We start from the raw sequence: 25,005 nt of genomic DNA, 5'->3' as shown, positions 1-25,005 counted from the left end.
AGTCTGATTATGGAGGCATATTCCGGAATTTATTTTAATTATTTCAAATTATAAAGGAGAGAACAAAGTGAGCCTTTTTCGCAAACAGGGCTCGCCTTCGGACGAGACCAATAGCAAAAGCACCCTGGCGCTGCGGATCAATGTGTTCTTTTTCAGTACGTTTATCATTTTCTGCGTAATTATTATTCGTCTTGCCGTACTGCAATTCGTGGAAGGCCCGACGCTGACCGAGGTGGAGGCGAATCGGGATACGAAAAATGTGCCGCTGGCCGCTATGCGCGGTTCGATCCTCGCCGCCGGAGGCGAGAAAATCGCTTATTCCACTCCGGTTCAATCGCTGTACATTACGCTGACCAAGGAGTATACGGAGAAAAAGACAGACAAGGTAACCAAGGTAACAGATTTCACTCCTGAAGCCAAGGCGAATGTGAACAAGCTGGCAGCGGATCTGGTGGATAAATTTAATCAGCTTGGCGACCCGAACGAGGAGAAGCTGACGGTGGAACAGGTCAAGGACTCGCTCGACTTGAAGTTCAGGAAGTACAACGGCTATACCCCCCGGCGGATCAAGGAGGGGCTTTCGACCAAGGAAGTCGCTTATTTTATGGAGCATAAGGATGAATATCCCGGCCTGGAAGTCGTAGAAGAGAACGCGCGGCATTATGACAAGGATACGGTGGCTGTGCAGACGGTTGGCTATGTCAAGCTGTTCAAGAATTCCAACAGTCTTGGTATTTACCAGAACATTCTGAGCGCAATGAAGAAGAAGGATTCGAACCCGGGGCTAATGTACAAAGACGAAGAATATGTTGGCTTCGATGGCCTTGAGAGGCAGTATCAGAGGGAGTTGCGTGGGCAAAACGGTTATCAGGTTGTCTCAATCAATCCGCAGAACATGGCCGAGAAAATCGAGAAGGTCGTGCCTCCCGTCAAGGGCAATGACATCTGGATGACGATTAACAAGAATGTGCAGCTCAAGACAGAGCAGGCGATAACGGATCAGATCAGGTGGCTGCATTCGCATGCCGTTCAGGGAAAGACGCATCCTAATGCCATAACGGGCTACGCGGTGGCGATGGAAGTGGATACCGGGAATATCGTGGCCATGGCCAGTTTGCCGGATTATGATACGAACAAGTGGGTTGACGGCAGTATTATGGAAATTTGGGATAAGATTGAGTACAACTATCAAAACGGCGCGATTACGCCAAACTCTTCAGGAAGATCGGGTCATGGCTTCTCCTCGACCGTCTTTATGGGCTCCACCATCAAACCGCTCAGCGTGCTGATCGGGCTTAATGAGGGACTCTTTACAACATCGGAATGGTACACGGATAAAGGGATTGCTTATTTCGGCAAAGCAGGCCATGAAACGAGTGTTCGAAACGCTTCCGGTCACGTCTATGGAGGAATGGACCCAGCCTTGGCTATTGAACATTCATCCAACGTATTTATGGTTGATATGGTTGGCAAGAGACTTTATGAAAAATATCCTTCCAAGAGCATCAACGTATGGGATAAATATATGAAAGAATTCGGTCTTGGCGTATCGACGGGCGTTGACTTGCCACAAGAGTTTTTGGGTCAGATCAACTATAAGGATCTGAATGCCGCAGGCAGTGCCCAGGCAGCTATGGTTTACGCTTCTTTCGGTCAGCAGGGTGCTTATACAACTCTCCAGCTTGCCCAGTATGCCTCCACGTTGGCCAATAAGGGCGAGCGGATCAAACCGCATCTGGTCAGCAAAATCACGGACTCCTCAGGGCAAGTGGTCAAGACATTCGGACGCGAGGTGCTGAATACCGTTAAGATGGATGACTCGTACTGGAATGAAGTAAAAAGAGGAATGAATAGCAAGGTTGACGCTTTTGATGGCTTCCCTTACGACTTTGCTCGCAAGACAGGAACTTCGCAACAGACATACGTTGACAAAAAGACAAAAATCGCAACCAATCTCGACAACGGCGTCTTCATCGCCTACGCGCCGCGCAACAAGCCGAAGCTTGCCGTAGCCGTTATTATCCCCGAAGGGGGATTCGGCTCGAACAGCGCCGCGCCGGTGGCGCGCAAAATTTTTGACGCTTATGACTGGGAGTACGGTCTTGACGGGGTGCCAAAGAAGAGTCTTCAGCAGAAATCTGCGGGTCAAAGCAGCAGCTCTAGCGAGAGCGGCACAACGGGTACAAACTAAAGGAGCTGACATTAGGCTTTAAATCGGTATATAAGAGAGGGGGACATCTTCTTTGTATGGAAATTGTTTGGTCGGTCATCTCAATTTCTTCACAAATGGAAGATGTCCCTTACTGATCTTCAGCATGTCGAGAGAAGTGTGTTGAAAATATTAGAGGCGCAGCGGTGCTTATGTTACAATAAATGGGTTCTGTAGACATCGGCCTGCTTCCTGAGATACATATGAATTCTTAAATGTTATAATAAGGAGAGAACAAAGTGAGCCTTTTTCGCAAGCAGGGCTCGCCTTCGGACGAGACCAATGGCAAAAGCACCCTGGCGCTGCGGATCAATGTGTTCTTTTTCAGTACGTTTGTCATTTTCTGCGTAATTATTGTCCGTCTTGCCGTATTGCAATTCGTGGAAGGTCCGACGCTGACAGAAGTTGAGACGAAGCGGGATACGAAAGATGTGCCGCTTGCCGCCATGCGCGGTTCGATCCTCGCCGCCGAAGGCGAGAAAATCGCTTACTCTACCCCTGTCCAGTCGCTGTACATTACGCTGACCAAGGAGTATACGGCGACAAAGACGGACGAGACAACTGAGGTAACGGATTTTACTCCGGAAGCGAAGGCGGCTGTCGACAAGCTGGCGACAGATCTGGTGAATAAATTCAATGAACTCGGCGACCCGAGCGAGAAAAAGATGACGGTGGAAGAGGTCAAGGACTCGTTCGACCTGGAGTTCAGGAAGTACAACGGCTATACACCGCGCCGAATCAAGATGGGGCTCTCCACCAAGGAAGTCGCTTATTTCATGGAGCACAATGATGAGTACCCCGGGCTGGAAGTCGTAGAAGAGAACGCGCGTCATTACGACAAGGATACGGTGGCTGTGCAGACGGTTGGCTATGTCAAGTTGTTCAAGAATTCCAACAGTCTGTCGATCTACCAAGATATTCTGTCTGCGATGAAAAAGCATCCGACTGCGGGTCTGACCTATAAAGATGATGAGTTCGTTGGCTTCGACGGTCTTGAGCTTCAATACCAGCGGGAGCTTCGGGGACAGAACGGTTACCAGGAGATTTCCATCAATCCACAGAACATGGCGGAAAAGATTGAGAAGGTCGTGCCTCCCGTCAAGGGTAATGATATCTGGATGACTACTAACAAAAATGTCCAGCTCAAAACGCAGCAGGCGATAACGGATCAGCTCAAATGGCTGCATACACATGCCGTTCAAGGCAAGACGCATCCTAATGCCATAACGGGCTATGCGGTGGCAATGGAAGTCGATACCGGCAATATTGTGGCGATGGCCAGCATGCCGGATTATGATACGAACGTTTGGGCTAGTGGCAGCATGGATACGGAAGTATGGGGAAAAATCGTAGATAACTATCTAAATGGTACAATTACCTCGATTTCTTCAGGAAGATCAGGGCATAACTTTGGCTCGACCGTTCTGTTGGGCTCTACCGTCAAACCTCTGAGTGTGTTGCTGGGGCTAAATGAGGGATTCTTTAAGACATCGGATTGGTACACGGATACAGGGATCGCTTATTTCGGCAAAGCGGGCCATGAAACCAGTGTCCGGAATGCCTCAGGCCACGTCCTGGGACCAATAGATCCGGCTAAAGCAATAGAACAATCTTCCAACGCTTTTATGGTGGACATGGTTGGTAAGAGATTATATAACAAATATGGCTCCGAAGGCATTAAAGTGTGGGATAAATACATGAAGGAGTTCGGTCTTGGTGTCTCAACAGAAGTAGACCTGCCGGGAGAACAAAAAGGGGTAATCAGCTACACGGATTTGAACTCTGCAGGCAGTGCACAGGCGGCGCTCGTCTATGCCTCGTTCGGCCAGCAGGGCAAATACACGGCGCTGCAGCTTGCCCAGTATGCCTCCACGTTGGCCAATAAGGGCGAGCGAATCAAACCGCATCTTGTTAGCAAAATCACGGACTCCTCAGGGCAAGTGGTCAAGACGTTCGGACGCGAGGTGCTGAATACCGTCAAGATGGATGAATCGTACTGGAATGAAGTAAAAAGAGGAATGAATAGCAAGGTTGACGCTTTTGATGGCTTCCCTTACGACTTTGCCCGCAAGACGGGAACCTCGCAGCAGGATTATTACGATAAGGGTGGTAAACACACCGTCGACAACGGTGTCTTCATCGCTTACGCTCCGCGCAACAAACCGAAGCTGGCCGTTGCCGTTATCATCCCCGAAGGGGGCTTCGGCTCGAACAGCGCTGCGCCGGTGGCGCGCAAAATCTTCGACGCCTATGACTGGGAGTACGGTCTTGACGGGGTGCCGAAGAAGAGTCTTCAGCAGAAATCTGCGGGTCAAAGCGGAAGTTCTGCCGCGAACACCACAGAGACACCCGGGCACTAACCGATAAAAGGATATATACCAATAAAACATAAAATGGAGGGATGGCGATGACAGCCAAATACCGCCTGCTAGCTTTGGATATGGATGGAACCTTGCTGAACAGTGAAGAACGAATTACACCTGATACGGTGAAATGGATACATAAGGCGGTGGATGCAGGCATTCATGTCTGCTTATCCACCGGGCGGGCGTTTAGTTCCGCTTACCCTTACGCCCAGCAGCTTGGGCTGAAGACGCCAATGGTTACAGTGAACGGAAGTGAAGTGTGGCGGGCGCCGCATGAGCTGTACCGCCGTTCCCTGATGGACCCGCAGCTGATCAAACAAATGCACGCGATTGCGATAGGGTATGGCATCTGGTACTGGGCGTATTCGGTCAACGGGGTGTATAACAAGGAAAGCTGGGACGGCGATATCGATGGGCGGGAATGGTTGAAATTCGGCTATGACACGGAAGATGATGAGATCCGCTACCAGGTGCTGATGAAGCTTCAGGACATGGGCGGTCTGGAGATTACCAACTCGTCTCCCTATAACCTGGAGATTAATGCTCTCGGTGTGAACAAGGCGTCCGGTATCCAAGAAGTATGCGGATTGCTGGGAATCAAGATGGAGGAAGTTATCGCGGTTGGCGACAGCCTGAACGATCTTGCGGTGATTCAGCAGGCGGGCCTTGGCGTAGCCATGGGCAATGCCCAGGATACCGTTAAGCAGGCAGCGGACGCGGTAACCTCGACGAACAACGAAGATGGAATCGCCGAAGTCATCCGCCGTTTTATCTTTCACGATGAAGCGGCGGCTTCACGGGAGCTGTAACTTAATGCAGAGCCTTCGGGTTCGCAGATTCTAATCTACAGGAGGGACAAGCTTGGCTATTCTCGGATGGGTATTAATTATCGCACTGTTTACCGTCGGCTTGGCCGGAGCCGTCTATCCCATTTTGCCGGGAGCATTGGCGATCTACTTTGCCTTTTTCGTCTACGGCTGGTTCTTCGGCTTCGCCTCGTTCGGGCCATGGTTCTGGATTATCCAGACGCTGATCGTCGCCGCACTGTTCATTGCCGATTATGTTGTGGGGGCATGGGGTGTCAAAAAATTCGGCGGTTCCCGTTCCTCCATCATCGGCAGCACAATTGGTCTGATCGTGGGGCCGTTCGTTATTCCAGCCTTCGGCCTGATTATCGGACCGCTCCTGGGAGCATTTATCGGCGAGATGATCGCCGGATCAGATCCGGGCAAAGCGCTCAAGGTCAGCGCAGGCTCCATGCTCGGGCTGTTCAGCAGCACGGTCGTCAAAATTGTGCTGCAAATCGTTATGGTCATCCTCTTCTTTATTTGGATCGGCCTGTATTAAATTCACTTGTAAAGAAGGGGAAACAGGTTGTCGAAGAAGGATTCTTTTATCAAAGGCACGATCATTCTCGCCGCCGCCGCGCTGGTGGCGCGCGTGCTTGGCATTTTTCAGCGGGTTCCGCTGGAGCATTTGTTTAATGATGTCGGGGATGCGGCCTTTTCACAGGCCAACAATGTGTATCTGATGCTGCTGACGCTCGCCACGGCGGGTATTCCCAGTACACTCAGCAAAATGGTCTCAGAGCGCTACGCTCTGAACCGTCCGGACGAAGCGCGGCAGGTTTACCGAGCCGCGCTTATTTTTGGCGCCGTCGCCGGCGTAATCATCAGCGCGGCGCTCTACATAACCGCTCCGCTGTTCGCGAAGCATGCGGGCGTCCCTGAGAGCACGCTGGCGATCCGGGCCATTGCCCCCGCGCTGCTGCTGTTCCCCACAATCGCGATGATGCGCGGGTACTCGCAGGGCCGCAACAATATGATGGCCAACGGGATCTCGCAAATCGTGGAACAGATTGCCCGCGTGTTTACGGCTATCCTGTTGGCGTTTTTCCTGCTTCACCAGGGTTACGGGAACCCGGTTATGGCGGCGGGAGCTTCGTTCGGCAGCGTATTCGGCAGCGTCGGGGCATTCGCCATTATGCTGTACGCCGCCATCAAGATGAAGCGGAACGACAAGCAAAACGGTATCCACGCCTCCTCGGAAGCCAAACTGCCGCTGCTCGGTATTTATAAGGATATTTTCAGCTTATCCATTCCGATCATTCTGTCATCTATGACCATTCAGGCCGTCTATTTCATCGATTCTTCCTTGATCGTTCCCCTGCTCAGCGGGCAGGTGGGGGGCACCGAAGCAACGCGGCTGCTCGGTATTCTCGGCCAGAAGGCGCAGAGCATCGCGGGCATCCCGCCCGTACTGGCGATTGCCCTCAGCACCTCGCTGATTCCGGTCATTTCGGCGGCCTATGCCCGCCGGGATGAAGATCACCTGAAGCGGCAGATCACGCTCGCGATGCGCGTCGCCATCCTGACCGGAACACCGATCGTGATGTCGCTTGTCGTTGCAGCCTACTCGGTCAACGGCCTGCTCTTCAGCAGCCCATCCGGCAGCGGCATGATTGCCCTGCTGACGCTGGGCACTATTTTTCAGATTACAATGACCACCTCAAACTCCATTCTGCTCGGCATGGGCAAATCGCGGATTTCCATGTTCTACGTGCTGGCCGGAATCATCGTCAAGCTCGCGGGGAGCGTCCTGCTCAGCCGGTTCATGGGCATTTACGGCATTATTATCGCCACGGCGCTGTGCTTTATCGTTATTACCGGCCTTAACCTGCGGCTGCTTCGGAGCATCGTGCCGTTTGAAATTATGGGCAAGCGCTGGGGCGGATATTTGCTGGCGATGCTCGTATCGGGCGCGGCCGGTTACGGCCTGAACGTAGCAGCGATCAGTCTGACGGGAATGATGCCTGCACGTCTGGCCTATCTTGTTGGTTGTCTGGCTGCCGGCACAGTCGTTGTCATCCTTTATCTGGTCTTGCTGATTGTTCTGGGCGTATTAAGCGTCGGGGACCTGGCAAGCTATCCGCGTCCGGTGCGGAAGCTGCTGAGTCCGCTTATGAAGCTGCAGCCGGCGCGCGTACGGGAAAGAGAGTAAGAGCGGCAGTTGACTTCCGCTGTGCATTTTGCTTCACTTAAAGGGTAACAAGAGACAATTGTCATATGAGAAGGGACGGTGCAAGTTATGGACAAAATCAGCTCTCCCGCTGAATTTCAGGCTGCCATCCAATCCCCCAGACTGACCGTGGCCGTATTCAAGGCAGACTGGTGCGGAGATTGCAAGTTCATCAATCCGTTTATGCCGGAGGTTGAGCAGAATTACGCAGATAAGCTGACGCTGGTAGAGGTTGACGTCGATGCTGTGGGCGATGTCAGCCAGGAACAAAATATTCTTGGTATTCCCAGCTTCGTCGCCTACTCGGGAGGCCGGGAACTTGTCCGGTTCGTCAACAAGCTGCGCAAGTCGAGACAGGAAATCGAAGATTTTCTGAACCGCGCGACCCAGGTCTATCAGAGCATTCACCAGTAATCGCCATTCGCCGCTTTCGCCGAATTTGTGTGAAAGCGGCGTTTTTAAAAATATAAGAATGTATAAGCTGAGCGCTTATCATTTTGCACAATGCAGGTATGCCGCATTCACCCTTATCGGTTATAATGGAAACGCATAACTTTTCTGACCGAAAGACCGGTTTACGCTTAACAAAATCCCATACAACGGCGGGTGATCGGATTTGACGGCGAAACAGCTGAAATGGCTTGGGTACATAACCTGTCTCATTATGTTTCTCGCCTTGCTTGGCGGTGCGCTCGTTACCAAAACGGGGTCCGGCCTCGAATGCGGAAATGAATGGCCGCTGTGCAACGGCAAGCTGGTTCCCGCATATACGCTCGGACAGATGATCGAATGGAGCCACCGGCTGCTCAGCGGTCTGGCCGGTCTGGCTGCTCTCGCCTCGGCGCTGGCTTTCCGGCGCTATGCTAGGGATCGCCGAGATTTGCAGGCGTATGCCTTCATGACGCTGCTGTTTGTCGTCATTCAGGCATTCATGGGCGCGCTCGCCGTCGTCCGGTCGCAGTCCGCCGCCGTCATGGCACTGCATATGGGCTTCTCGCTGATCGCCTTCGCCAGCTCCTTGATGCTGGCTCTTGGCGCGGGAAGGCGCCACTCCGGAGAGCAGACCGGCACCCTTCCGCCGCTTGGTAAGGGCTTTCGCAATTTGACCTGGATGACCACGATTTATGCTTATATCGTCGTCTATATCGGCGCTTTTGTCAGTCATACGGGTTCGCAGGGAGGCTGCTCAGGCTGGCCATTGTGCAACGGCGAGGTGATTCCGGAGCTTTCCGGCGGAACCGGCATTATGTTTTTTCACCGGGTTGCAGCTATGCTGCTGTTCATTCTTACCGCCGTGCTCGGACATCTGGCGTTCTGGAGGCATGGGGGCTATCCTGAGCTTAAAAAGCTCGGAATCTCGGCAGTCATTCTATGCGGACTCCAGGTGTTTAGCGGCGCGAGTGTCGTATTCACTCTGTACAACGAACAGTGGTACCTGTTTGCGGCACTGGCCCATATTGTGCTGATATCCGGTCTGTTTGGCGTGCTGTGCTACATGAGCGTGCGCGTCTGGCAGCTTAGCAGGATACAGAAAGAGGCTGTTTCGGATGAAATCAGCCGTTTTGGATAGAGCCCGATCAAGGAGGAACAATATATTGGGATACAGTAATTTACGTCAATGGATAGAGCAACTGCGGAAGGACAAAGATCTTGCCGTGATTGAGGCGCCGGTCGATCCTTATCTGGAGCTGGCGGAGATCCACCGCCGCGTTATCCAGGAAGAGGGGCCGGCTCTGTTGTTTACGAATGTAAAAGGAACCCCCTTTCCGGTCGTCACCAACCTCTTCGGGACGGTCCGGCGGGTGGATCAGGCTTTTGGCCCTCGTCCCGAAGAGTTGATGAAGTCGCTTATGGGCGCGACGGAAACGCTGCTGCCGCCGACGGTAACCGGGGTGTGGCAGGAGAAAGGGCTACTGTTTGATCTGCTCAAAGTCGGCATCAAGAATGTTCCGCAGGGCGAGGCGCCTATTTTAAAAGTCTGCCAGAGTACTGATCCGCTTAAAGGGCTGCCTCGGATCACAAGCTGGCAGGATGACGGAGGACCGTTCGTCACGTTGCCGCTCGTTTACACGGAAAGTCCTGCTAATCCCAAGGATCATAATCTCGGGATGTACCGGATTCAAATATATGATGATCAGACGACAGGCGTGCACTGGCAGATTCACAAGGGCGGAGGCTTCCACCATCATGAGGCCGAGCGGCGGAATGAAGCGCTGCCGGTATCTGTCTTTATCGGCGGCCCGCCCGCCTTGATCGCCACGGCCATTGCTCCTGTGCCGGAGCGCATGCCGGAGCTGCTGCTGGCATCCATGGTGCTGGGCGGCCGCCTGCCGATGGTCAAGGACCCGATGGGCGGCCACCGGATTCCGGCCGAGGCGGAATTCGCGATCCGCGGACTGGTCCCGCCGCATGAGCGTAGACCGGAAGGACCGTTCGGGGACCACTACGGCTATTACTCGCTGAAGCATGACTTTCCGGTCATGCATGTACAGCGCATGTGGCACCGCAAGGACGCCATTTATCCGGCGACCATTGTCGGCAAGCCAAGGCAGGAGGATTACTACCTTGGTGACTTCCTTCAGCGGCTGCTGTCTCCGGCTTACCCGCTTGTCATGCCGTCCGTCCGCTCCCTGTGGGCGTACTCGGAATCGGGCTCCCATACGTTGGCGTCCGCCGTCGTGCGGGAGAGCTATTCGCGCGAAGCGCTGGTCTCGGCCTTCCGCATCTTGGGCGAAGGGCAGCTGTCCCTGACCAAGTTCCTGATTCTTACGAACGAGCCGGTTGATCTCTCCGATTTTCCGAAGCTGCTGGAAACGGTGCTGGAGCGGTTCGATCCAGCGGTCGATCTGTTTATTTTCAACAAAACATCGCATGATACACTCGACTATACCGGCCAAAGAATGAATCACGGCAGCAAAGGCGTCATGATGGGGATCGGCGACAAGGTACGCGAGCTTCCGCGAAGCTACGAGGAAGGCAATCTTCCCGGGATTCACGCGGCGCTGCCATACTGCGGCGGCTGTCTCGTTGTCTCCGGCCCGTCCTATACGGAAGATCCGGAGCTGCCGCAGCGCCTGGTCGGCTCTCTTCGGGAGAAGAAAACCGCCTGGCCGCTCGTCATTCTAGTCGACAATGCCGCCGAAACGGTGAAGACGCAGACCTCCTTCCTGTGGACGGTGTTCACCCGCTTCAACCCGGCCACCGATATTTTTGCCGAAGCCACGGTAAAAAATCATCATATCGGCTACGAGCTCCCCATCGTCATTGACGCCCGCATGAAGCCGGGGTATCCGGACGAGCTCTTCCCGAGGGAGGACATCGTAGAGCTGGTCGACCGCAACTGGAAAAATTATTTTCCTGCGGGTATAAGATAATTAATCATGCGTTTGCGTTAACGCGTAACAGGAGGACGGATTATGCTGCGGACGATCCTGGGGGAACCTCCCCGCGAGAATACCGGATTGCTGGCCGATGCTATGGAATCTATGACCGAAGCTGAGTCGATGCTGCGCAGGAAAATGAATGACGATGAAGACCATGACCATGAATACCGAAAGCTGGAGATTTGGATTCAAGGATTGATCTCTTCACTCGACGAGCTGGAGCAGAGCTTGTTCGCCGCTTCCTTTTTTCGCAAATCGGTGAAGGCGGGAAGCATGGATGAGATGTCCGTGAGCGAACAGGGCGAGTATGCGCGGTATGTCTATTTTTACAAAAACGGCTTCATTCGCGTCTTCTCCCTGCTGGATAAGCTTGGCACGGTGCTGAACACGCTGTACGATCTGAACACCTCTAGAGTAAAAGTTCATTTTTCCTACTTTACCGTGCTGCGGCGGTTCCGCTCGTCCAAGAGGCATAGAGAGCTGTCCGGCAGGCTGGAGGAGATCAAAGATTCGTACCGCGACCCGCTGCAAAAGCTGCGTAACCGCCGCAACGCCGAAATTCATTATATGAATGCCGAAATGCAGGACGATTTGTGGCAGCGGCATCAAGGCCTGCACGATAAAATCCAGCTTGAGGATCTCGACGAGCATCTGGAGGACCTGCGCCAAGGGCTGGAAATGGTATGCAAAACTCTGGCCGAAGTCTTCCGTTATAGCAATGAACAGCTACGCTGACTTCCCCGGAAGCCAAGAAGTTTATCGAAGACAAATACCAAGGCTCCATCATTCCGGCGTTCTAATTGTCAGGCATTTGAACAAATCCCGCACAGCCCCCTTTGGCCGTGCGGGATTTTATTATTGCTGGCCCACAGAATAGTTGTAGCGATATATAAAATTTTATATAATGACCGATAGGCTGGTGATTGAACAAAAAAATCCCGGCCATTTGCCTAAGCAAACAACCGGGACGGGTTTACGCAAAAATTAGAATACTTGAACGACTTCCTCAACACCTTCAACTTCTTCGACGAGTGCGCGTTCGATTCCGGCTTTGAGCGTAATGGTGGAGCTTGGGCAGCTGCCGCAGGCACCCATCAATTTCAGTTTCACAATACCGTCTTCAACGTCAACCAGCTCTACGTCGCCGCCATCGCGCTGCAGGAACGGACGCAGTTTATCAAGAACTTCCAGCACTTCATCATACATGCTAGTACTTTGTGTATTCTCACTCATTTCTCAATCACTCCTTTCGTACGTATATTATAGTACAAATATTTAAAAAATAAAACGGTTAGCAAGGGCCAAGGAGAACTATATGAGACCAATTATTGAATTTTGTGTCAGCAATTTGGGGCATGGCACCGAAGCATTGAAGAATAAACTGGAACAAAACATGGATTACGATGTTATCGAGTACACCTGCCTCGGCAACTGCAGCCAGTGCCGCTTCGAGCCTTTCGCCATGGTTAACGGTGAAGTCATCGCCGCAGATTCGGCTGAAGAGCTGGAAGAAGCCATAGAGACAAAAATTAAAGAACTGGAAGCCTGGGACAAGCTTGAGCTGGACTGACCGGATTATCCGAAATGCCGCTTGGACATCCACAGAACTCCGCTCTTTAGAATGCGGGGCACCCGGCCCATGACGGACCGGCGGCCCAGCAGCCCGAAGCCTTCGCTTTTTCCCAGGGAACCGAGCGTTCCCTTCAGTTTGATTTTGCCCAGCTTCGGCGTCTCATTGTTCCACAGGGCGCGCAAAATCTGCGCAACCTGCTCGCCTTGAGCTCCCGCCGCCTGGGCGCTGGGCGCAAACGGCAGGCTGGCGCAGTCCCCGATCACATACACCTCGGGATAGTCCGGGACCTGATGATATTGGCTGAGAATCACCCTTCCGCCGTGATCCTTCGCGAGATTGAGCTCCTGAATCACTTTAACCGGCTGAATGCCTCCGGTCCAGACCGTCACGTCGGATGGAATAGCCTCCGAACCGTTGAAGAGCGCGTCCTTCTCGATATGGGAGACCGAGACGCGGCCAAGCGTCTGCACCTGATGCTCGCTGAACCATTCTTCTACATACTTAGACAGCTTTGCGGGAAAAGCGGACAGCACCCGCTCGCCCCGGTCGAGAATGGTAATGTTCAGATCAGGCCGGCTTTCCCGCAGCTCGGCGGCAAGCTCGACTCCGCTGAGTCCGCCGCCGACAATGTTGACGGTGCCGTATGGCTTCACATCATTCAGGCGGCGGTAAGTTTCTCTTGTATCCGAGAGCGTCTGGATACCGCAGGTATGCTCCTCGGCTCCGGGGATGCCGTGATAATTATCCGTACAACCGAGAGCGATAGCGAGCAGGTCATAAGGCACAAGCTCGCCATCTGCCAAGAGGACAAGCCGTTTGTCCAGATTGATGGCATCCACTTCGCCGTATTTGACGGAGAGCCTTGGGTGGACAGGGAATGCGATTCGAAGATCATGATCGGAGACGGTTCCGGCGGCAAGCGCATAGTATTCCGTCTTGATGCCCTGATAGGGCATCCGGTCGATCAGGACGATTTCCACATCGTTTGGAAGATGCTGCTCCAGCAATTTTTGGATTAGGGCGAGGCCGCCATAGCCGCCGCCGAGGACAAGCAGTTTTTTCATATAGCCAGCCCTGCCTTTCAAAAGAAGGAGTATGTGAGGTGCAATCGCTATTCGTATACCTTGATCTCGTTGTAGAAGGTGTCCCGCTCAACAGGGATTTTGCCTGCGCCCTTTACCAGCCAAATCAATTCTTCCCGTGTCATTCCCTCTGGAGTCAGCGCGCCCGCGGAATGGCTGATCCGTTCTTTCAGAATCGTCCCATGCACATCCGAAGCGCCGAAGCTGAGCGATACTTGAGTGAGCTGCGGTCCGATATTGATAAAATAAGCCTTGATATGGTCGATGTTATCCAGCATCAGCCGGCTGATGGCGATCGTCTTGAGATCCTCATACGCGGAATTGCGGCGCATAATGCCTGCGTTCTTGCTCTTGGGCTGCATCGACAGCGGGATGAACACCATGAAGCCGTTCGTCTCGTCCTGAAGCTCGCGGATTTGCAGCATATGCCGGACGCGGTCCTCATGGGACTCAATGGAGCCATACAGCATAGTGGTATGGGTCCGCATGCCGAGCTGATGCGCCTGACGGTGAACCTCCAGGTACTCCTCAACGTTGGCCTTGTCAACGCGCATTTTTTTGCGGTACTGATCGGACAGAATTTCCGCTCCACCGCCCGTCAGCGTCTTGAGTCCGGCTGCCTGCAGCCGTTCCAGCACTTCGCGGATGCTCAGACCGCTGATCCGGGTGAAGAAATCGATCTCCGCCGCCGTATAAGCCTTCAGTGTAACTTCCGGGAAGCGGTCGTGCAGCGCCTGGAGGGAATCGACATAGTATTGAAACGGAACATGGTCGTTATGACCGCCTACAATGTGGAACTCGCGCACGCCGGGGTGAATATGCTGCTCCACATAGGAGATCATTTCCTCGCCGGAGAGCGTGTAGGCTCCCTCTTCGCCCTCATCTTTACGGAAGTTGCAGAACGCGCAGCGGGATTCGCACACATTGGTAAAGTACAGACTCATATTTTCGATAAAATACACCTTGTTTCCATTTTTCCGCTGGTTGACTTCGTTCGCAAGCTGGCCGATCGTCAGCAGATCGCTGCTATCATATAAATAAACGCCGTCCTCCAGGGTTAATCTTTCACCGCCGCGAACCTTTTCAATGATATCCGCCATTCTGGCATCCGTGTGGGGAGTAATAAGAGTAGACATTATGATTCCTCCTAGTATGGTTGTAAGAAAAGAGGCTTAGCCAGCATGGACGTAAAGCCGTTATTTAATAACAGAAAACATCCCGCTGTTTCTCACATATGGAAAAACGACGCAGATGTTTTCAGGAACAACATATCGAAGCGGCGGCAATTCATTTTGTGGATTGGGGCTCTGCCGTACGTGACAAAATTTCGAATTTTAACTCATTGCTTTTCCTATTATAAACTCCTCTTCACAGGTGAGCAACCGCCCCGTTTTCTTCCCTTCCCTTGATCTGTAACTTGTAGACCGGGTGGGAGTGAAGTATACTTTATTTTATATAGACAATAACTTTTGGCCAAGCTTGGCCGATACCATATAATTTAAAGGAGGCTGGAAACCATGATTTCTATCAGCGATGCGGCTGCGGAGCAGCTTAAGACCATGCGCGACTCGCAGGAGATCCCGAACATGTTCCTTCGTCTTGGCGTGAACCCCGGGGGATGCAGCGGCTTCTCATATGCGATGGGCTTTGACGACAACGAGACCGATCAGGACGTCTACATGGATGTGAAGGGCCTCAAGGTCGTTATGGAAAAAGAAAACCTGCGCCTTCTCGACGGCCTCGAAATCGACTTCGAGGAATCCGGCATGTCCGGCGGCTTCACCATCAACAACCCGAACGCCACCGCCACCTGCGGCTGCGGACACAGCTTCAGAACGGCGACGGATGAAGGGAAGCCGAGTGAGGAGCCTTGCTAAGATAGGCATAACAGCAGAATACTTGATTCCGAAAGCAGTGGAGACTTTGAGGCGATTGAGCCTTGGAGTCTCTTTTTATTACATCCAATATATTGAATGACTGTTATACTGGGGATGGAATGGGATGTAGATTAGTACGCAGAGTACAAGAACATTAAAGGGAATAAATGGTGAAATAATAAATATTGGTGGTGCTCACATGGAAGAGGAAGTGAAAATACAATATGTTGGATTTGGGAAACGTATCTTAATAAGCATAATTGATATTATAATGTTTATTCCTATTATTTATGTTTATCAATTTATTATGAAATTGTCTTTAGAGGGACGAAGTATATTACCAATAACCATATATTACATATCCCTTAATCTATATCTAACATTCATGGTGACCAGATTTGGGGGGACTCCTGGTAGACTGATATTAAAGGCTAAAATCACTAATATTAGTGGAGAAAAATTATCCGTAATGCAAGCTTTCTTAAGGACAATAACTTACATACCAAGTTCAATTGCATTTATTGTATCTGTTCAATTAGTCATAAACCAACTTAACAGTGCGGGATTACAAGGGAAAGAAATTATGGAATTTTATAGCCTACATAAAGAGAGCAACATCTTTGATTTTGTTGGAAGTATAGTGGTTTTTATTGATATACTTTGGATTTTATTTAATAAGAAGAAGAGAGCATTACATGATTACATAGCTGGAAGTTATGTGGTTTACAAAGGTAAAATGATTGATAAGAAATAAATTTTTGTTGGCAAATCAAAGAAGGCATGATACATCCTCTAAAACCGTAGATAAACTTGAGTGCTTAAGTTCCTTAGTCTGCTTGAGGCAAATTGAAGAGAATAGTCAGGCAGACAACCCTGCGAGTGTCTGGCGACCCGGCGCTGCTGCGTATTAAGCCTCTCGAGTTCGTGAGTGTGGAAACGTTAGACGAAATGACCTGAAAGGACATTTATAGTGCCAAATCATGATTTTTTGTTGGATTACAAGTTGATCCCAATATTACTTGGAATCAAAACGGTATAGTGCTCAATGGCTTGGAAGTAACGCCTCATGCTTCGATCGATGATGAATTAATAAATTATATAAGCGATACACTAAATTGGATAAAAGCGTGGTATCCAAATGGTTCTTATGAAAAAGGATTAGATCGATATGGGTACTCAATTATTAAAGAAGAAGAAAACATAAAATTATTTAAAGATATCATTATATCTTGGAGAAATCTTTTTATAAACGCACCTGAAAGAATTATATTAACAGGAGATTATGGCTGGGAAGTTGATTCCATAAAAGGTTTTTATGTGAAAAATGAATTCAAAAAGCAGGATATTATCGACCAAATAAGTGATTTAGTAATAGTAGTTGAGAAGGCATTAGATACTAAAACTTATGTAATTCATTATGGAATTTAATAAAGATCGATGTATAGCAATTCGCTGAAGTAGGTTACATCGTATAACATTGTATTCACGTTGCGTCGCTACCGCTCCTTAGTCCCGCCGAAGTGAAGAAGCTATAAAGCGAACCAGCCGTACAACCTCTGCGAGGCTAAGTCTTCGACCAGGTGCTAACGCTACGCTCTTAAGCCTCTCGGGTTCGTGAATGCGGAAACGTTATACGCAATTCCTAGAAAACTGAAAATATTAATTTTTGATGGAGAAGGTGTTCTCTCATAGTGCCAAGATTTAAAGATCCCAGATTACATCTTTATGATTTTGCTGATATTTTTTTGGTACAGTGCCCTAGTTGTAGCAAATGTGCAACTGTAACAACAAATAGTGAAGAGAAAGTATTTAATCTTTTTAAAAAGAAGACTTTTGTATGTTATCACTGTGGAAGAATAGAAGAAGGTTCGAATAATCATGAACTATGGCTAGTTGCAAATTGTAAAGGAAATACACTATGGGCATATAATTTAAGACATTTGGAATTTATAGAAAACTACGTACAAGCAAAACTACGTGAAAGTAATAAACATGAGAAATTAGGATGGTATAATCAAGGACTCGTTAGTAGATTGCCTAAATGGATAAAGGAAAAGAATAACCGAGAAGTAATATTAAAGACAATAAACAAACTAAAAGGATCAGTAGATATAGGAAAGAATAAATAAATTTGAGGATTATTCGGGCAGTAAGGAACTTCGTATAACATTGCATTCACGCTGCGGAGCCTAACGGCTCCTTGGTCTGCAGAAGCGAAGGCGAGGAAGTTAAGGCAGCAGACAAACCTGCGAGGCTAAGTCTGACGACCTGCGCTAACGCGCCTTAAGCCTTTCGGATTCAGGAACACAACAACGTTAGGCGAAATGACCTAAACCATGAAAGGAGAAAAAATATGTCTCAATTCCCCATATTAGAAACAGATAGATTTGTACTAAGACAGCTTAAACAAGACGATTCAAGAGAAATATTTCAATATTTCTCTTTGGATGAAGTTACAAAATTTTATGATTTGGAGAGTTTTACGAATATTGAGCAAGCAGAAGAACTAATTGATAGATGGAATCAAAAGTTTGAAAGAAATCAGGGCATTCGCTGGGGAATCACTTTGCGGTCGGAAAGCAGAGTAATTGGAACATGTGGATTTCATGGATGGATGAAAAATCATTATAAAGCTGAAATTGGATATGAATTAACACCAGAATATTGGCGGCAAGGTTATATGACTGAGGTGATTCAGAAGGCAATTGAATTCGGATTTGACAATCTTGGATTAAACCGTATTGAAGCATTTGTAGAACCAGAGAATGTGGGATCAAGAAAGGTGCTTGAGAAAATTGGATTAAGTGAAGAAGGGACATTGAAGGAACATTTTTATTGGAGGAATCGGTTTGTTGATACTGTCATATATGCATTACTTAAGAAAGATTATAAAGTGAGTTAAGTAGTGGGATTAATCAAAAGAAGAAGTCACTTTGCCTAACACCGTATCTACTCTGCAGAGCCTGCGGCTCCTTGGTCTGCAGGAGTTCGGTTCGAGGAAGCCGGTTCAGCAGACAACCCTGAACTGACTAACCGCGTCATGGTCGGAACCTTCGGGTCCTTAAGGCAGTGAGGGTTCGTAGATACAAGAACGTTAGACGAAAGTTTTGTGTAAACATTTAATAAGGGGTGGATTGCTTTGTCGTACACTTTAGAGCAATGGAATAAAAGAATAAGTAGTAGAACAGATCTTTCTACGTATGTTACTCATTTGACACGAGCTTCAAACGACATACCGGTGAAATTCTATAGTGGTGAGGCGTCGTGAATACAAGAACGTTATACGACAATGATGCAAACCCGAATCAGCCAAGAAACGTTCCACAGATGTTTCATTTTTTAAGATCGGAGAGATTAAGTATGCCAAGAGTTAAAATTGATATTAGAGAAGGAAGATCTGAAGAACATAAGATGAATTTGTTGGCAGCTGTTCACGACGCATTAGTTGAGTCAATTAAGATACCCGATGATGATCGTATACAAATCTTACATGAACATAAAAAATCAAATTTTGAAATCCCACCAAATAAAACTGAATTATTTACAATCATTGAAGTAACCATGTTTTCAGGACGGTCAGTGGAAGCTAAAAGGAGTTTATATAGGACTATAACGGAGAAGCTTAAGCCCTTAGGAATAATGAAACATGACATTATGATTATATTACTTTAACCAACCTTGGAGAATTGGGGAATACGTGGGTTGGCGGCTAGTGAAATAAATCTTGGATTCAAGATCGATGTATAAATAAAGGATGAAGAGAACTGTGAAAGTATTCCAAGGTGGCATCATCGTCGTATAACACAGCATTCACGCAGCGGGCCAGCAAGCTGTCCCTTGGTCCGCCCGAGGATCGGAGAAGTAGGGGCGGGCGGACACATCCCACCGGCTAAGTGGTGTGGCCGCCACCCGGTCCTGAGCGGACCTTAAGCCGCTGTGACGTCGTGAATGCAATTACGTTATGTGAAATCAACGGAAAGATCATGAAATGTTCTGAATAGGAGGGATTTTGTGGGGCTCATACTGGAAAAAAAGATAAGGCGGAAAATCGAGGAAGGCAAAAGGGCTGTATTTACATTGTCTGCATATACTTATGATTTTCACCCTGATAACAATGAAGGCTGCTATACTTGTAATATTAGACTGTTTGATATCAATAACCATATTGTTGATGAGTTCTATAGGCACTTTCTCGTTAGTAACTATAGTGACAATCATTATAAACGATTTATTTCAAAATTTTGTGTAGACATAAATTACCGGGAACAGTTCAATATCAAGAAGGATACCGTAGAGCGACGTAACAATAATGAGATTGATGAGGAAATTGTAGACATAATAAATAGATTAAACTTAATGGGACTTCGAACTAAATATTCTTGTCAGGGCACTAAGACTCCATGGAAGGACAGGCCGCATAAAAGTGATGGACACAGTATAACGGCATATATAACTTTTCAAGAAAATTTGCCGAAACAATTCATAGTACTGGCTAGAGAATGTGATTTTATTGATGTTAACACCACGACAATTCAATCTAAGCGTCGTGAATTTAATATACATTTTCCCGAATGCGTGACCAGAATAATAGATAAGTCGGAATCCGTGAGAAGTAATCATTGAAAGGGCTCTCCTAGTAATTCGAAGATGTCGTTGACATCACATAACAATGCATTCACGCAGCAGGACTCTCCGAGTCCCTTGGTCGCCAGAGGGATATCAGGGGAGCAGATTCAGGCGACAACCCTGCGAACCTAACCGCGTCGCGGCCGGTCCTAGGGCCCATAAGGCTCTCAGGTTCGTGAATGCGGGAACGTTATAGGAAATCAGCGCAAAAAAATGAAAGGAGCGATCACTTGAAGCATTTATTAGTTTTTGTTCTTTTAGTAACAGCTTTATCTGGGTGCTTATCATTAACTAATAATGCGATTGATCAATTAATGAAGTCAGTTCCATTTCCCGAATCAACTCATTTACTTTACAGTACAAATGTTGATAATGGAAAAATAGCTTTAATAATAGATGAATCTGGATTTCGTACAGCATTCTACTCAAATAGAATAAATAATTGGAATATTACTGGAAATGCAGATGCATATCCAAAAGATGGATTTTCATGGACGATGTTGAATGCACCCTATATACCGATTGTTATATTTGGGGGAGTAATTAATGATGACAATATTACTGCTGTTTTAGTTAAGCAAAGAACATTATCAAAACGGGCTAACGTAATCAATTTAAATCAAGGACGTTATTGGTATGTTCTCTTTGATAATTTAGAACAACCTGAAATGAATGAATCGGATCCATTAAAGGTTGAAGCGATATCAAAAAGTGGTGAGGTAATATGGAAGAACGGAGTTTATGAGGATGGTTTTTTCAGCGGAAGAATAACAAAACAAAAATGATATTAAGTGTTAGGTTAATCAAGTAAGGCGCTGACATCCTATAACAATGTATTCACGCTATGGTTGTCTACGCTGATCTTGGTCTGCTCGAGGATTTTCGATGGAGTTAATCAGGCAGACAACCCTGCGAGGCTAAGTGGCGGAGCCACCCGTCAGCAATGCTGCCTGAAGCCTCTTGGGCTCGTGAATACAACAACGTTATCAGAAAGAATCTGAAATAGCATAGTAAACACAATAATGGAAGTGGGATATTTATGATCATAAAATCAAGGTGGAAATCAGAAAGACTTTTAATAGGAGACTTGAATTCTCAAGAAATAGATGAAGTACAAGAGTTATATAAAACTAGTAGCGATATAAGTCTCTGGGGCAAAGAAGAAACTGAAGCAGAATTCATAAGGCATTGTTTTTTAGAAGGTGATTTACCCCCTAATGGCATTAAAAAGAACTTAAAATACAAACGATTAAAACGAATACTGAAAGTAACGATTTGATTGGATTAATAAGTATATATTGCGGTTATCCGAATGAGAATATAGCCTATATATCATTTTTGTGTATTGGAAATCTGTATAAAAGTTTAGGATATGGACAAGAAATTATTAATCAATTACCAGATGAACTAAGAAAACTAGAATATAAAGAGATTAGAATAAATGTATCCTTAAAGAACTGGTCAGCATTGAGATTTTGGATTCTCCTAGGATTTGATAAGATCAATGGAATTTACGGGGATAAAGAATATAAAGATAATACGATTGCAAATCTTGAATTATCAAGACTTTTGTAAGTAACGCATAGAAGCAGATTCCATCTGATAACACCGTTATCCTGCTGCATCGCGAACGCTCCTTGGTCTGCCCGAGGATATTCGATGAAGGCGAGTCAGGCAGATAACCATGCGAGGCTAAGTGGCGAAGCCACCCAGTCGCTATGCTCCTATAAGCCTTTCGGATTCAGGAACACAACAACGTTAGGCGAAATGACCTAAACCATGAAAGGAGAAAAAATATGTCTCAATTCCCCATATTAGAAACAGATAGATTTGTACTAAGACAGCTTAAACAAGACGATTCAAGAGAAATATTTCAATATTTCTCTTTGGATGAAGTTACAAAATTTTATGATTTGGAGAGTTTTACGAATATTGAGCAAGCAGAAGAACTAATTGATAGATGGAATCAAAAGTTTGAAAGAAATCAGGGCATTCGCTGGGGAATCACTTTGCGGTCGGAAAGCAGAGTAATTGGAACATGTGGATTTCATGGATGGATGAAAAATCATTATAAAGCTGAAATTGGATATGAATTAACACCAGAATATTGGCGGCAAGGTTATATGACTGAGGTGATTCAGAAGATAATTGAATTCGGATTTAACAATCTTAGATTAAACCGTATTGAAGCATTTGTAGAACCAGAGAATGTGGGATCAAGAAAGGTGCTTGAGAAAATTGGATTAAGTGAAGAAGGGACATTGAAGGAACATTTTTATTGGAGGAATCGGTTTGTTGATACTGTCATATATGCATTACTTAAGAAAGATTATAAAGTGAGTTAAGTAGTGGGATTAATCAAAAGAAGAAGTCACTTTGCCTAACACCGTACCTACTCTGCAGAGCCTGCGGCTCCTTGGTCTGCAGGAGTTCGGTTCGAGGAAGCCGGTTCAGCAGACAACCCTGAACTGACTAACCGCGTCATGGTCGGAACCTTCGGGTCCTTAAGGCAGTGAGGGTTCGTAGATATATCTGAAATCAACCGAAAACACAAAAAAACCATAGATCAATATATGACCCATGGATTCGTATGTCATTTTTTTTCAAGACCTTATTCAACATCATAACAAATCAGTAATTATAAGTCTATATTTTTTTTGAGGATTAATTTACCATTTGTTATAAGATGATGAATGGAGATGGTAAAAATGCTCAAAGAAATATTTGTTAATAGTGCAATGACTTATGAATATCCCCCGGATGGGGGGATAATACCGATTATAGACCCGTATGATGGATGTACAATTGGATGTCCTTATTGTTTCCAATTAGACGATGAGACTTGGAATACTAACTTGAATGTTAAACTTAATATTTCAGATGTTTTGCAAAAAGAACTTATTCAATGGAATAAAGAAGATACTGTGTACTTGGGTAGTAAGTGTGATCCTTATATGGAGATAGAACGAAAATACCAATTAACTAGAAAATGTTTACTTGAATTAAGTAAGTTAAATTTGAAATGTATGGTTACAACTAATATGGTGCTACAAGATGTCAAGACAGAGATTTGAATATATTTAAGGTGTGAAAAAAAGTGCAAAGTGAAAAGTAGAGCTGTTGTAGGTGGAGGACAAGGCCCAAGCGAAGGCGCGGGAGGGGAACAAAGTTCCCTTCACCTTATTCCTATGTGGATGAAAGCATGACCTCCTGGTTATACACAGCAGCCGGCGTATGGTTTTGCAGGGACTGATGAGGCAGGTAGTGATTATGCAAATGGATATATCCTCCTACACCCTGCCGGGTCTCTCTTGGACTGCCATACTCGTTGATGTAAATTTCGTTGTACTTTAGGCTGCGCCAAAAGCGCTCAATGACAATATTGTCTGTCGCTCGGCCCTTCCCGTCCATGCTGATCCGAATCTCCTTTTCCTTGAGCAGATCAATGTACTTGGGACTGGTGAAGTGGCTGCCCTGGTCGCTGTTCACGATGGACGGAACACGACGGGCCAAGGCGCGTTTCATGGTTTCCAGGACAAAGTCAATTTCCAGACTTTGATCCAGTTGCCAGTCCACAATGAAGCGCGAATACCAGTCCATGACGGCATACAGATACATCCAGCCCTGTTTCATGCGGATATAGGTAATATCGACACTCCAGACCTGATCCGGCGCTGTAATCGGCAGCTTACGCAGCAGGTACGGGTAGATCCGGTGCTGTAGGTCTCGCTTACTCAGGTTAGGACCGGGGAAGATCGCCATGATCCCCATTTCCCGCATATACCGCCGTACGGTGTTGGGATGAATAGCATCCCCTTCCCGGTTCATGATGGCCGCAATCGTCCGGTAACCCATAAACGAATGGCGGGTGTAAAGCTCGTCAATCCGGTGCTTGAGGCGAATTTCCTCCGGGGAGGGAGGGACCGGCTTGTAATACAGGCTGGAACGATTCAGGCTGAGCAAGTCCGCCTGCGTTTGAATGGAAAGTTCAGCGTTCCCATACTCGACGAGGAGCAACCGTTCGGCACGGCTGAGATTATCGGCCAGATTTTTTTTTGAGCCACGACAATTGGGTGGTCAGTTTACCCACTTCGGCGTAGAGGTCTTCGATCTGCTGCTCGTATTCTTTTTTCATCTTCGTGATCCCTTTCCGGTCGTCTACAAAGAGCTGAGCCAGATTTTGAGTCGCTTCATTCTTCCAGCGATTTAACACATTGGGATGGATTCCTTCTTCCGAAGCCAGCTGCGAAATGGACTTTTCTTCTCTTAGAATCTCCAGTACAATTCGTGCTTTTTCTTCCGGCGTGAATGTTCGTCTTGATGTTGGCACAACTAAGAATCTCCTTTTTTGCTGTCTAGATTCTATGTAGCATTATAACCTATGGGGAACAAATTTACTTTACTTTTAGGATTATCTAACCTACAACAGTTGAGTAAGATCGATGATTATACTCTTATGAGTAATATACAGACAGCAAATCAGTTACACCGAATGGGAATTACTGTATGGGTATTTATTACTCCGATTTTACCTGGTATTACAGATGTAGATTTAATGATTAACGCAATAGATCAAGACATTCCTGTATTTTTAGATAAGGTTAGATTAAAACGAAACACTAGACCAGCACTAAAGTTGGAACGTTTCATCGACAATCATTACCCTCATTTAGCTAAGACTTACAAAGACATAATATATAATAATACGGATGTTTACTATGAAGATATTAAAGAAAAGTGGGGTAAAACTGAGAGAGTAAAGTTTGTATTCGAGTCGAGTAATTAATAAATATGATAGTATTTCAAGAAGCGGTTGACTTCAGCTAACATCGTATTCACGCTGCGAGCCTGACGGTCCTTGGTCTGCAAGA

The 25,005-nt window shown here is 47.4% G+C and carries 27 protein-coding genes; 23 read left to right on the top strand and 4 right to left on the bottom strand.

The window, feature by feature from the left end:
* Nucleotides 1-67: 67 nt before the first annotated feature.
* The 9 genes from PDUR_RS21420 to PDUR_RS21380 all read left to right on the top strand — a co-directional run bounded on the left by PDUR_RS21420 (nucleotide 68) and on the right by PDUR_RS21380 (nucleotide 11,711).
* The gene (locus PDUR_RS21420; RefSeq protein ID WP_042208113.1) at nucleotides 68-2,191 is read left to right on the top strand and encodes a peptidoglycan D,D-transpeptidase FtsI family protein; all 2,124 of its coding nucleotides are present in this window, start codon (nucleotides 68-70) and stop codon (nucleotides 2,189-2,191) included.
* A 257-nt stretch (nucleotides 2,192-2,448) separates the two neighbouring features.
* Nucleotides 2,449-4,569: a peptidoglycan D,D-transpeptidase FtsI family protein gene (locus PDUR_RS21415; protein WP_052410336.1), complete on the top strand. Its 2,121-nt coding sequence runs from the start codon at nucleotides 2,449-2,451 to the stop codon at nucleotides 4,567-4,569.
* A gap of 47 nt (nucleotides 4,570-4,616) precedes the next feature.
* On the top strand, nucleotides 4,617-5,384 hold the full coding sequence (locus tag PDUR_RS21410; protein ID WP_156130561.1) for a Cof-type HAD-IIB family hydrolase: 768 nt from the start codon (nucleotides 4,617-4,619) through the stop codon (nucleotides 5,382-5,384).
* Nucleotides 5,385-5,436: 52 nt separating this feature from the next.
* Nucleotides 5,437-5,922, top strand: coding sequence for a DUF456 domain-containing protein (locus tag PDUR_RS21405; protein WP_042208111.1), 486 nt, complete (start codon nucleotides 5,437-5,439; stop codon nucleotides 5,920-5,922).
* Between the two features lie 27 nt (nucleotides 5,923-5,949).
* Nucleotides 5,950-7,575, top strand: coding sequence for a putative polysaccharide biosynthesis protein (locus tag PDUR_RS21400; RefSeq protein WP_042208110.1), 1,626 nt, complete (start codon nucleotides 5,950-5,952; stop codon nucleotides 7,573-7,575).
* A gap of 87 nt (nucleotides 7,576-7,662) precedes the next feature.
* The gene (locus PDUR_RS21395) at nucleotides 7,663-8,007 is read left to right on the top strand and encodes a thioredoxin family protein (RefSeq protein ID WP_042208109.1); all 345 of its coding nucleotides are present in this window, start codon (nucleotides 7,663-7,665) and stop codon (nucleotides 8,005-8,007) included.
* Nucleotides 8,008-8,209: 202 nt separating this feature from the next.
* The gene (locus tag PDUR_RS21390; protein ID WP_156130559.1) at nucleotides 8,210-9,163 is read left to right on the top strand and encodes a COX15/CtaA family protein; all 954 of its coding nucleotides are present in this window, start codon (nucleotides 8,210-8,212) and stop codon (nucleotides 9,161-9,163) included.
* A 25-nt stretch (nucleotides 9,164-9,188) separates the two neighbouring features.
* Nucleotides 9,189-10,967: a UbiD family decarboxylase gene (locus tag PDUR_RS21385; RefSeq protein ID WP_042208108.1), complete on the top strand. Its 1,779-nt coding sequence runs from the start codon at nucleotides 9,189-9,191 to the stop codon at nucleotides 10,965-10,967.
* A gap of 42 nt (nucleotides 10,968-11,009) precedes the next feature.
* The gene (locus PDUR_RS21380) at nucleotides 11,010-11,711 is read left to right on the top strand and encodes a Cthe_2314 family HEPN domain-containing protein (protein WP_042208107.1); all 702 of its coding nucleotides are present in this window, start codon (nucleotides 11,010-11,012) and stop codon (nucleotides 11,709-11,711) included.
* Nucleotides 11,712-11,960: 249 nt separating this feature from the next.
* Here the strand turns inward: PDUR_RS21380 and PDUR_RS21375 are convergent, their stop codons facing one another.
* Nucleotides 11,961-12,209 (bottom strand): NifU family protein, encoded by a 249-nt coding sequence (locus PDUR_RS21375; protein ID WP_042208106.1) that lies wholly within the window; start codon nucleotides 12,207-12,209, stop codon nucleotides 11,961-11,963.
* Nucleotides 12,210-12,291: 82 nt separating this feature from the next.
* On the opposite strand from PDUR_RS21375, the gene PDUR_RS21370 reads away from it, so the two are divergent.
* Nucleotides 12,292-12,546, top strand: coding sequence for a YuzB family protein (locus tag PDUR_RS21370; protein ID WP_042208105.1), 255 nt, complete (start codon nucleotides 12,292-12,294; stop codon nucleotides 12,544-12,546).
* A 5-nt stretch (nucleotides 12,547-12,551) separates the two neighbouring features.
* Here PDUR_RS21370 and PDUR_RS21365 read toward each other — a convergent pair whose 3' ends face one another.
* Complete coding sequence (locus PDUR_RS21365) at nucleotides 12,552-13,613, bottom strand: NAD(P)/FAD-dependent oxidoreductase (RefSeq protein ID WP_042208104.1); 1,062 nt, start codon at nucleotides 13,611-13,613, stop codon at nucleotides 12,552-12,554.
* Between the two features lie 47 nt (nucleotides 13,614-13,660).
* Entirely contained in the window at nucleotides 13,661-14,767 is a 1,107-nt protein-coding gene (gene mqnE, locus PDUR_RS21360) for an aminofutalosine synthase MqnE (protein ID WP_042208103.1), read from the bottom strand.
* 381 nt (nucleotides 14,768-15,148) lie between these two features.
* Between mqnE and PDUR_RS21350 the strand changes: the two genes are divergently transcribed.
* The 12 genes from PDUR_RS21350 to PDUR_RS21305 all read left to right on the top strand — a co-directional run bounded on the left by PDUR_RS21350 (nucleotide 15,149) and on the right by PDUR_RS21305 (nucleotide 23,208).
* Nucleotides 15,149-15,508, top strand: coding sequence for a HesB/IscA family protein (locus PDUR_RS21350; protein WP_042208101.1), 360 nt, complete (start codon nucleotides 15,149-15,151; stop codon nucleotides 15,506-15,508).
* Between the two features lie 199 nt (nucleotides 15,509-15,707).
* Entirely contained in the window at nucleotides 15,708-16,262 is a 555-nt protein-coding gene (locus PDUR_RS21345) for an RDD family protein (protein ID WP_042208100.1), read from the top strand.
* A gap of 284 nt (nucleotides 16,263-16,546) precedes the next feature.
* Nucleotides 16,547-16,936, top strand: a complete 390-nt coding sequence (locus PDUR_RS21340) for a hypothetical protein (protein WP_042208099.1) — start codon at nucleotides 16,547-16,549, stop codon at nucleotides 16,934-16,936.
* Between the two features lie 263 nt (nucleotides 16,937-17,199).
* Entirely contained in the window at nucleotides 17,200-17,637 is a 438-nt protein-coding gene (locus PDUR_RS28925; protein WP_156130557.1) for a hypothetical protein, read from the top strand.
* Between the two features lie 224 nt (nucleotides 17,638-17,861).
* On the top strand, nucleotides 17,862-18,410 hold the full coding sequence (locus PDUR_RS21335) for a GNAT family N-acetyltransferase (RefSeq protein WP_042208098.1): 549 nt from the start codon (nucleotides 17,862-17,864) through the stop codon (nucleotides 18,408-18,410).
* 458 nt (nucleotides 18,411-18,868) lie between these two features.
* The gene (locus tag PDUR_RS21330) at nucleotides 18,869-19,180 is read left to right on the top strand and encodes a tautomerase family protein (protein WP_218918420.1); all 312 of its coding nucleotides are present in this window, start codon (nucleotides 18,869-18,871) and stop codon (nucleotides 19,178-19,180) included.
* Between the two features lie 339 nt (nucleotides 19,181-19,519).
* Nucleotides 19,520-20,131, top strand: coding sequence for a hypothetical protein (locus tag PDUR_RS21325; RefSeq protein WP_042208097.1), 612 nt, complete (start codon nucleotides 19,520-19,522; stop codon nucleotides 20,129-20,131).
* A 233-nt stretch (nucleotides 20,132-20,364) separates the two neighbouring features.
* On the top strand, nucleotides 20,365-20,919 hold the full coding sequence (locus PDUR_RS21320; RefSeq protein WP_042208096.1) for a hypothetical protein: 555 nt from the start codon (nucleotides 20,365-20,367) through the stop codon (nucleotides 20,917-20,919).
* Between the two features lie 254 nt (nucleotides 20,920-21,173).
* On the top strand, nucleotides 21,174-21,413 hold the full coding sequence (locus PDUR_RS21315; RefSeq protein ID WP_042208095.1) for a hypothetical protein: 240 nt from the start codon (nucleotides 21,174-21,176) through the stop codon (nucleotides 21,411-21,413).
* Entirely contained in the window at nucleotides 21,410-21,709 is a 300-nt protein-coding gene (locus PDUR_RS28270; protein WP_169744930.1) for a GNAT family N-acetyltransferase, read from the top strand. Before PDUR_RS21315 ends, PDUR_RS28270 begins: the two co-directional genes overlap by 4 nt.
* A 221-nt stretch (nucleotides 21,710-21,930) precedes the next feature.
* Complete coding sequence (locus PDUR_RS21310) at nucleotides 21,931-22,479, top strand: GNAT family N-acetyltransferase (RefSeq protein ID WP_042208094.1); 549 nt, start codon at nucleotides 21,931-21,933, stop codon at nucleotides 22,477-22,479.
* Between the two features lie 363 nt (nucleotides 22,480-22,842).
* Nucleotides 22,843-23,208 (top strand): radical SAM family protein, encoded by a 366-nt coding sequence (locus PDUR_RS21305; protein ID WP_042208093.1) that lies wholly within the window; start codon nucleotides 22,843-22,845, stop codon nucleotides 23,206-23,208.
* A 112-nt stretch (nucleotides 23,209-23,320) separates the two neighbouring features.
* On the opposite strand, the gene PDUR_RS21300 is transcribed toward PDUR_RS21305, so the two are convergent.
* A protein-coding gene (locus tag PDUR_RS21300; RefSeq protein ID WP_218918414.1) for an IS3 family transposase occupies nucleotides 23,321-24,464 on the bottom strand; the annotation gives its coding sequence in 2 pieces (ribosomal slippage) (nucleotides 23,321-24,191 and nucleotides 24,190-24,464; 1,146 coding nt in all).
* A gap of 126 nt (nucleotides 24,465-24,590) precedes the next feature.
* Between PDUR_RS21300 and PDUR_RS21290 the strand changes: the two genes are divergently transcribed.
* Complete coding sequence (locus PDUR_RS21290; protein ID WP_156130555.1) at nucleotides 24,591-24,920, top strand: hypothetical protein; 330 nt, start codon at nucleotides 24,591-24,593, stop codon at nucleotides 24,918-24,920.
* Nucleotides 24,921-25,005 lie beyond the last annotated feature (85 nt).

It is taken from the genome of Paenibacillus durus (assembly GCF_000756615.1).
In the GTDB taxonomy this organism is placed as follows: Bacteria; Bacillota; Bacilli; order Paenibacillales; family Paenibacillaceae; genus Paenibacillus_AQ; species Paenibacillus_AQ durus.
The sequence above is the reverse complement of the archived record's forward strand: the minus strand, read 5'-3'. Positions and strand labels throughout refer to the sequence as shown.

Bases quoted from the DNA above. Each gene is read 5' to 3' on its own strand.
- PDUR_RS21350 (WP_042208101.1), top strand. From the start codon at position 15,149: ATGATTTCTATCAGCGATGCGGCTGCGGAGCAGCTTAAGACCATGCGC.
- PDUR_RS21310 (WP_042208094.1), top strand. From the start codon at position 21,931: ATGTCTCAATTCCCCATATTAGAAACAGATAGATTTGTACTAAGACAG.
- PDUR_RS21335 (WP_042208098.1), top strand. From the start codon at position 17,862: ATGTCTCAATTCCCCATATTAGAAACAGATAGATTTGTACTAAGACAG.
- PDUR_RS21290 (WP_156130555.1), top strand. From the start codon at position 24,591: ATGAGTAATATACAGACAGCAAATCAGTTACACCGAATGGGAATTACT.
- PDUR_RS21375 (WP_042208106.1), bottom strand. From the start codon at position 12,209: ATGAGTGAGAATACACAAAGTACTAGCATGTATGATGAAGTGCTGGAA.
- PDUR_RS21305 (WP_042208093.1), top strand. From the start codon at position 22,843: ATGCTCAAAGAAATATTTGTTAATAGTGCAATGACTTATGAATATCCC.
- PDUR_RS21315 (WP_042208095.1), top strand. From the start codon at position 21,174: ATGATCATAAAATCAAGGTGGAAATCAGAAAGACTTTTAATAGGAGAC.
- PDUR_RS21380 (WP_042208107.1), top strand. From the start codon at position 11,010: ATGCTGCGGACGATCCTGGGGGAACCTCCCCGCGAGAATACCGGATTG.
- PDUR_RS21410 (WP_156130561.1), top strand. From the start codon at position 4,617: ATGACAGCCAAATACCGCCTGCTAGCTTTGGATATGGATGGAACCTTG.
- PDUR_RS21345 (WP_042208100.1), top strand. From the start codon at position 15,708: ATGGAAGAGGAAGTGAAAATACAATATGTTGGATTTGGGAAACGTATC.
- PDUR_RS21365 (WP_042208104.1), bottom strand. From the start codon at position 13,613: ATGAAAAAACTGCTTGTCCTCGGCGGCGGCTATGGCGGCCTCGCCCTA.
- PDUR_RS21370 (WP_042208105.1), top strand. From the start codon at position 12,292: ATGAGACCAATTATTGAATTTTGTGTCAGCAATTTGGGGCATGGCACC.
- mqnE (WP_042208103.1), bottom strand. From the start codon at position 14,767: ATGTCTACTCTTATTACTCCCCACACGGATGCCAGAATGGCGGATATC.
- PDUR_RS21330 (WP_218918420.1), top strand. From the start codon at position 18,869: ATGCCAAGAGTTAAAATTGATATTAGAGAAGGAAGATCTGAAGAACAT.
- PDUR_RS21395 (WP_042208109.1), top strand. From the start codon at position 7,663: ATGGACAAAATCAGCTCTCCCGCTGAATTTCAGGCTGCCATCCAATCC.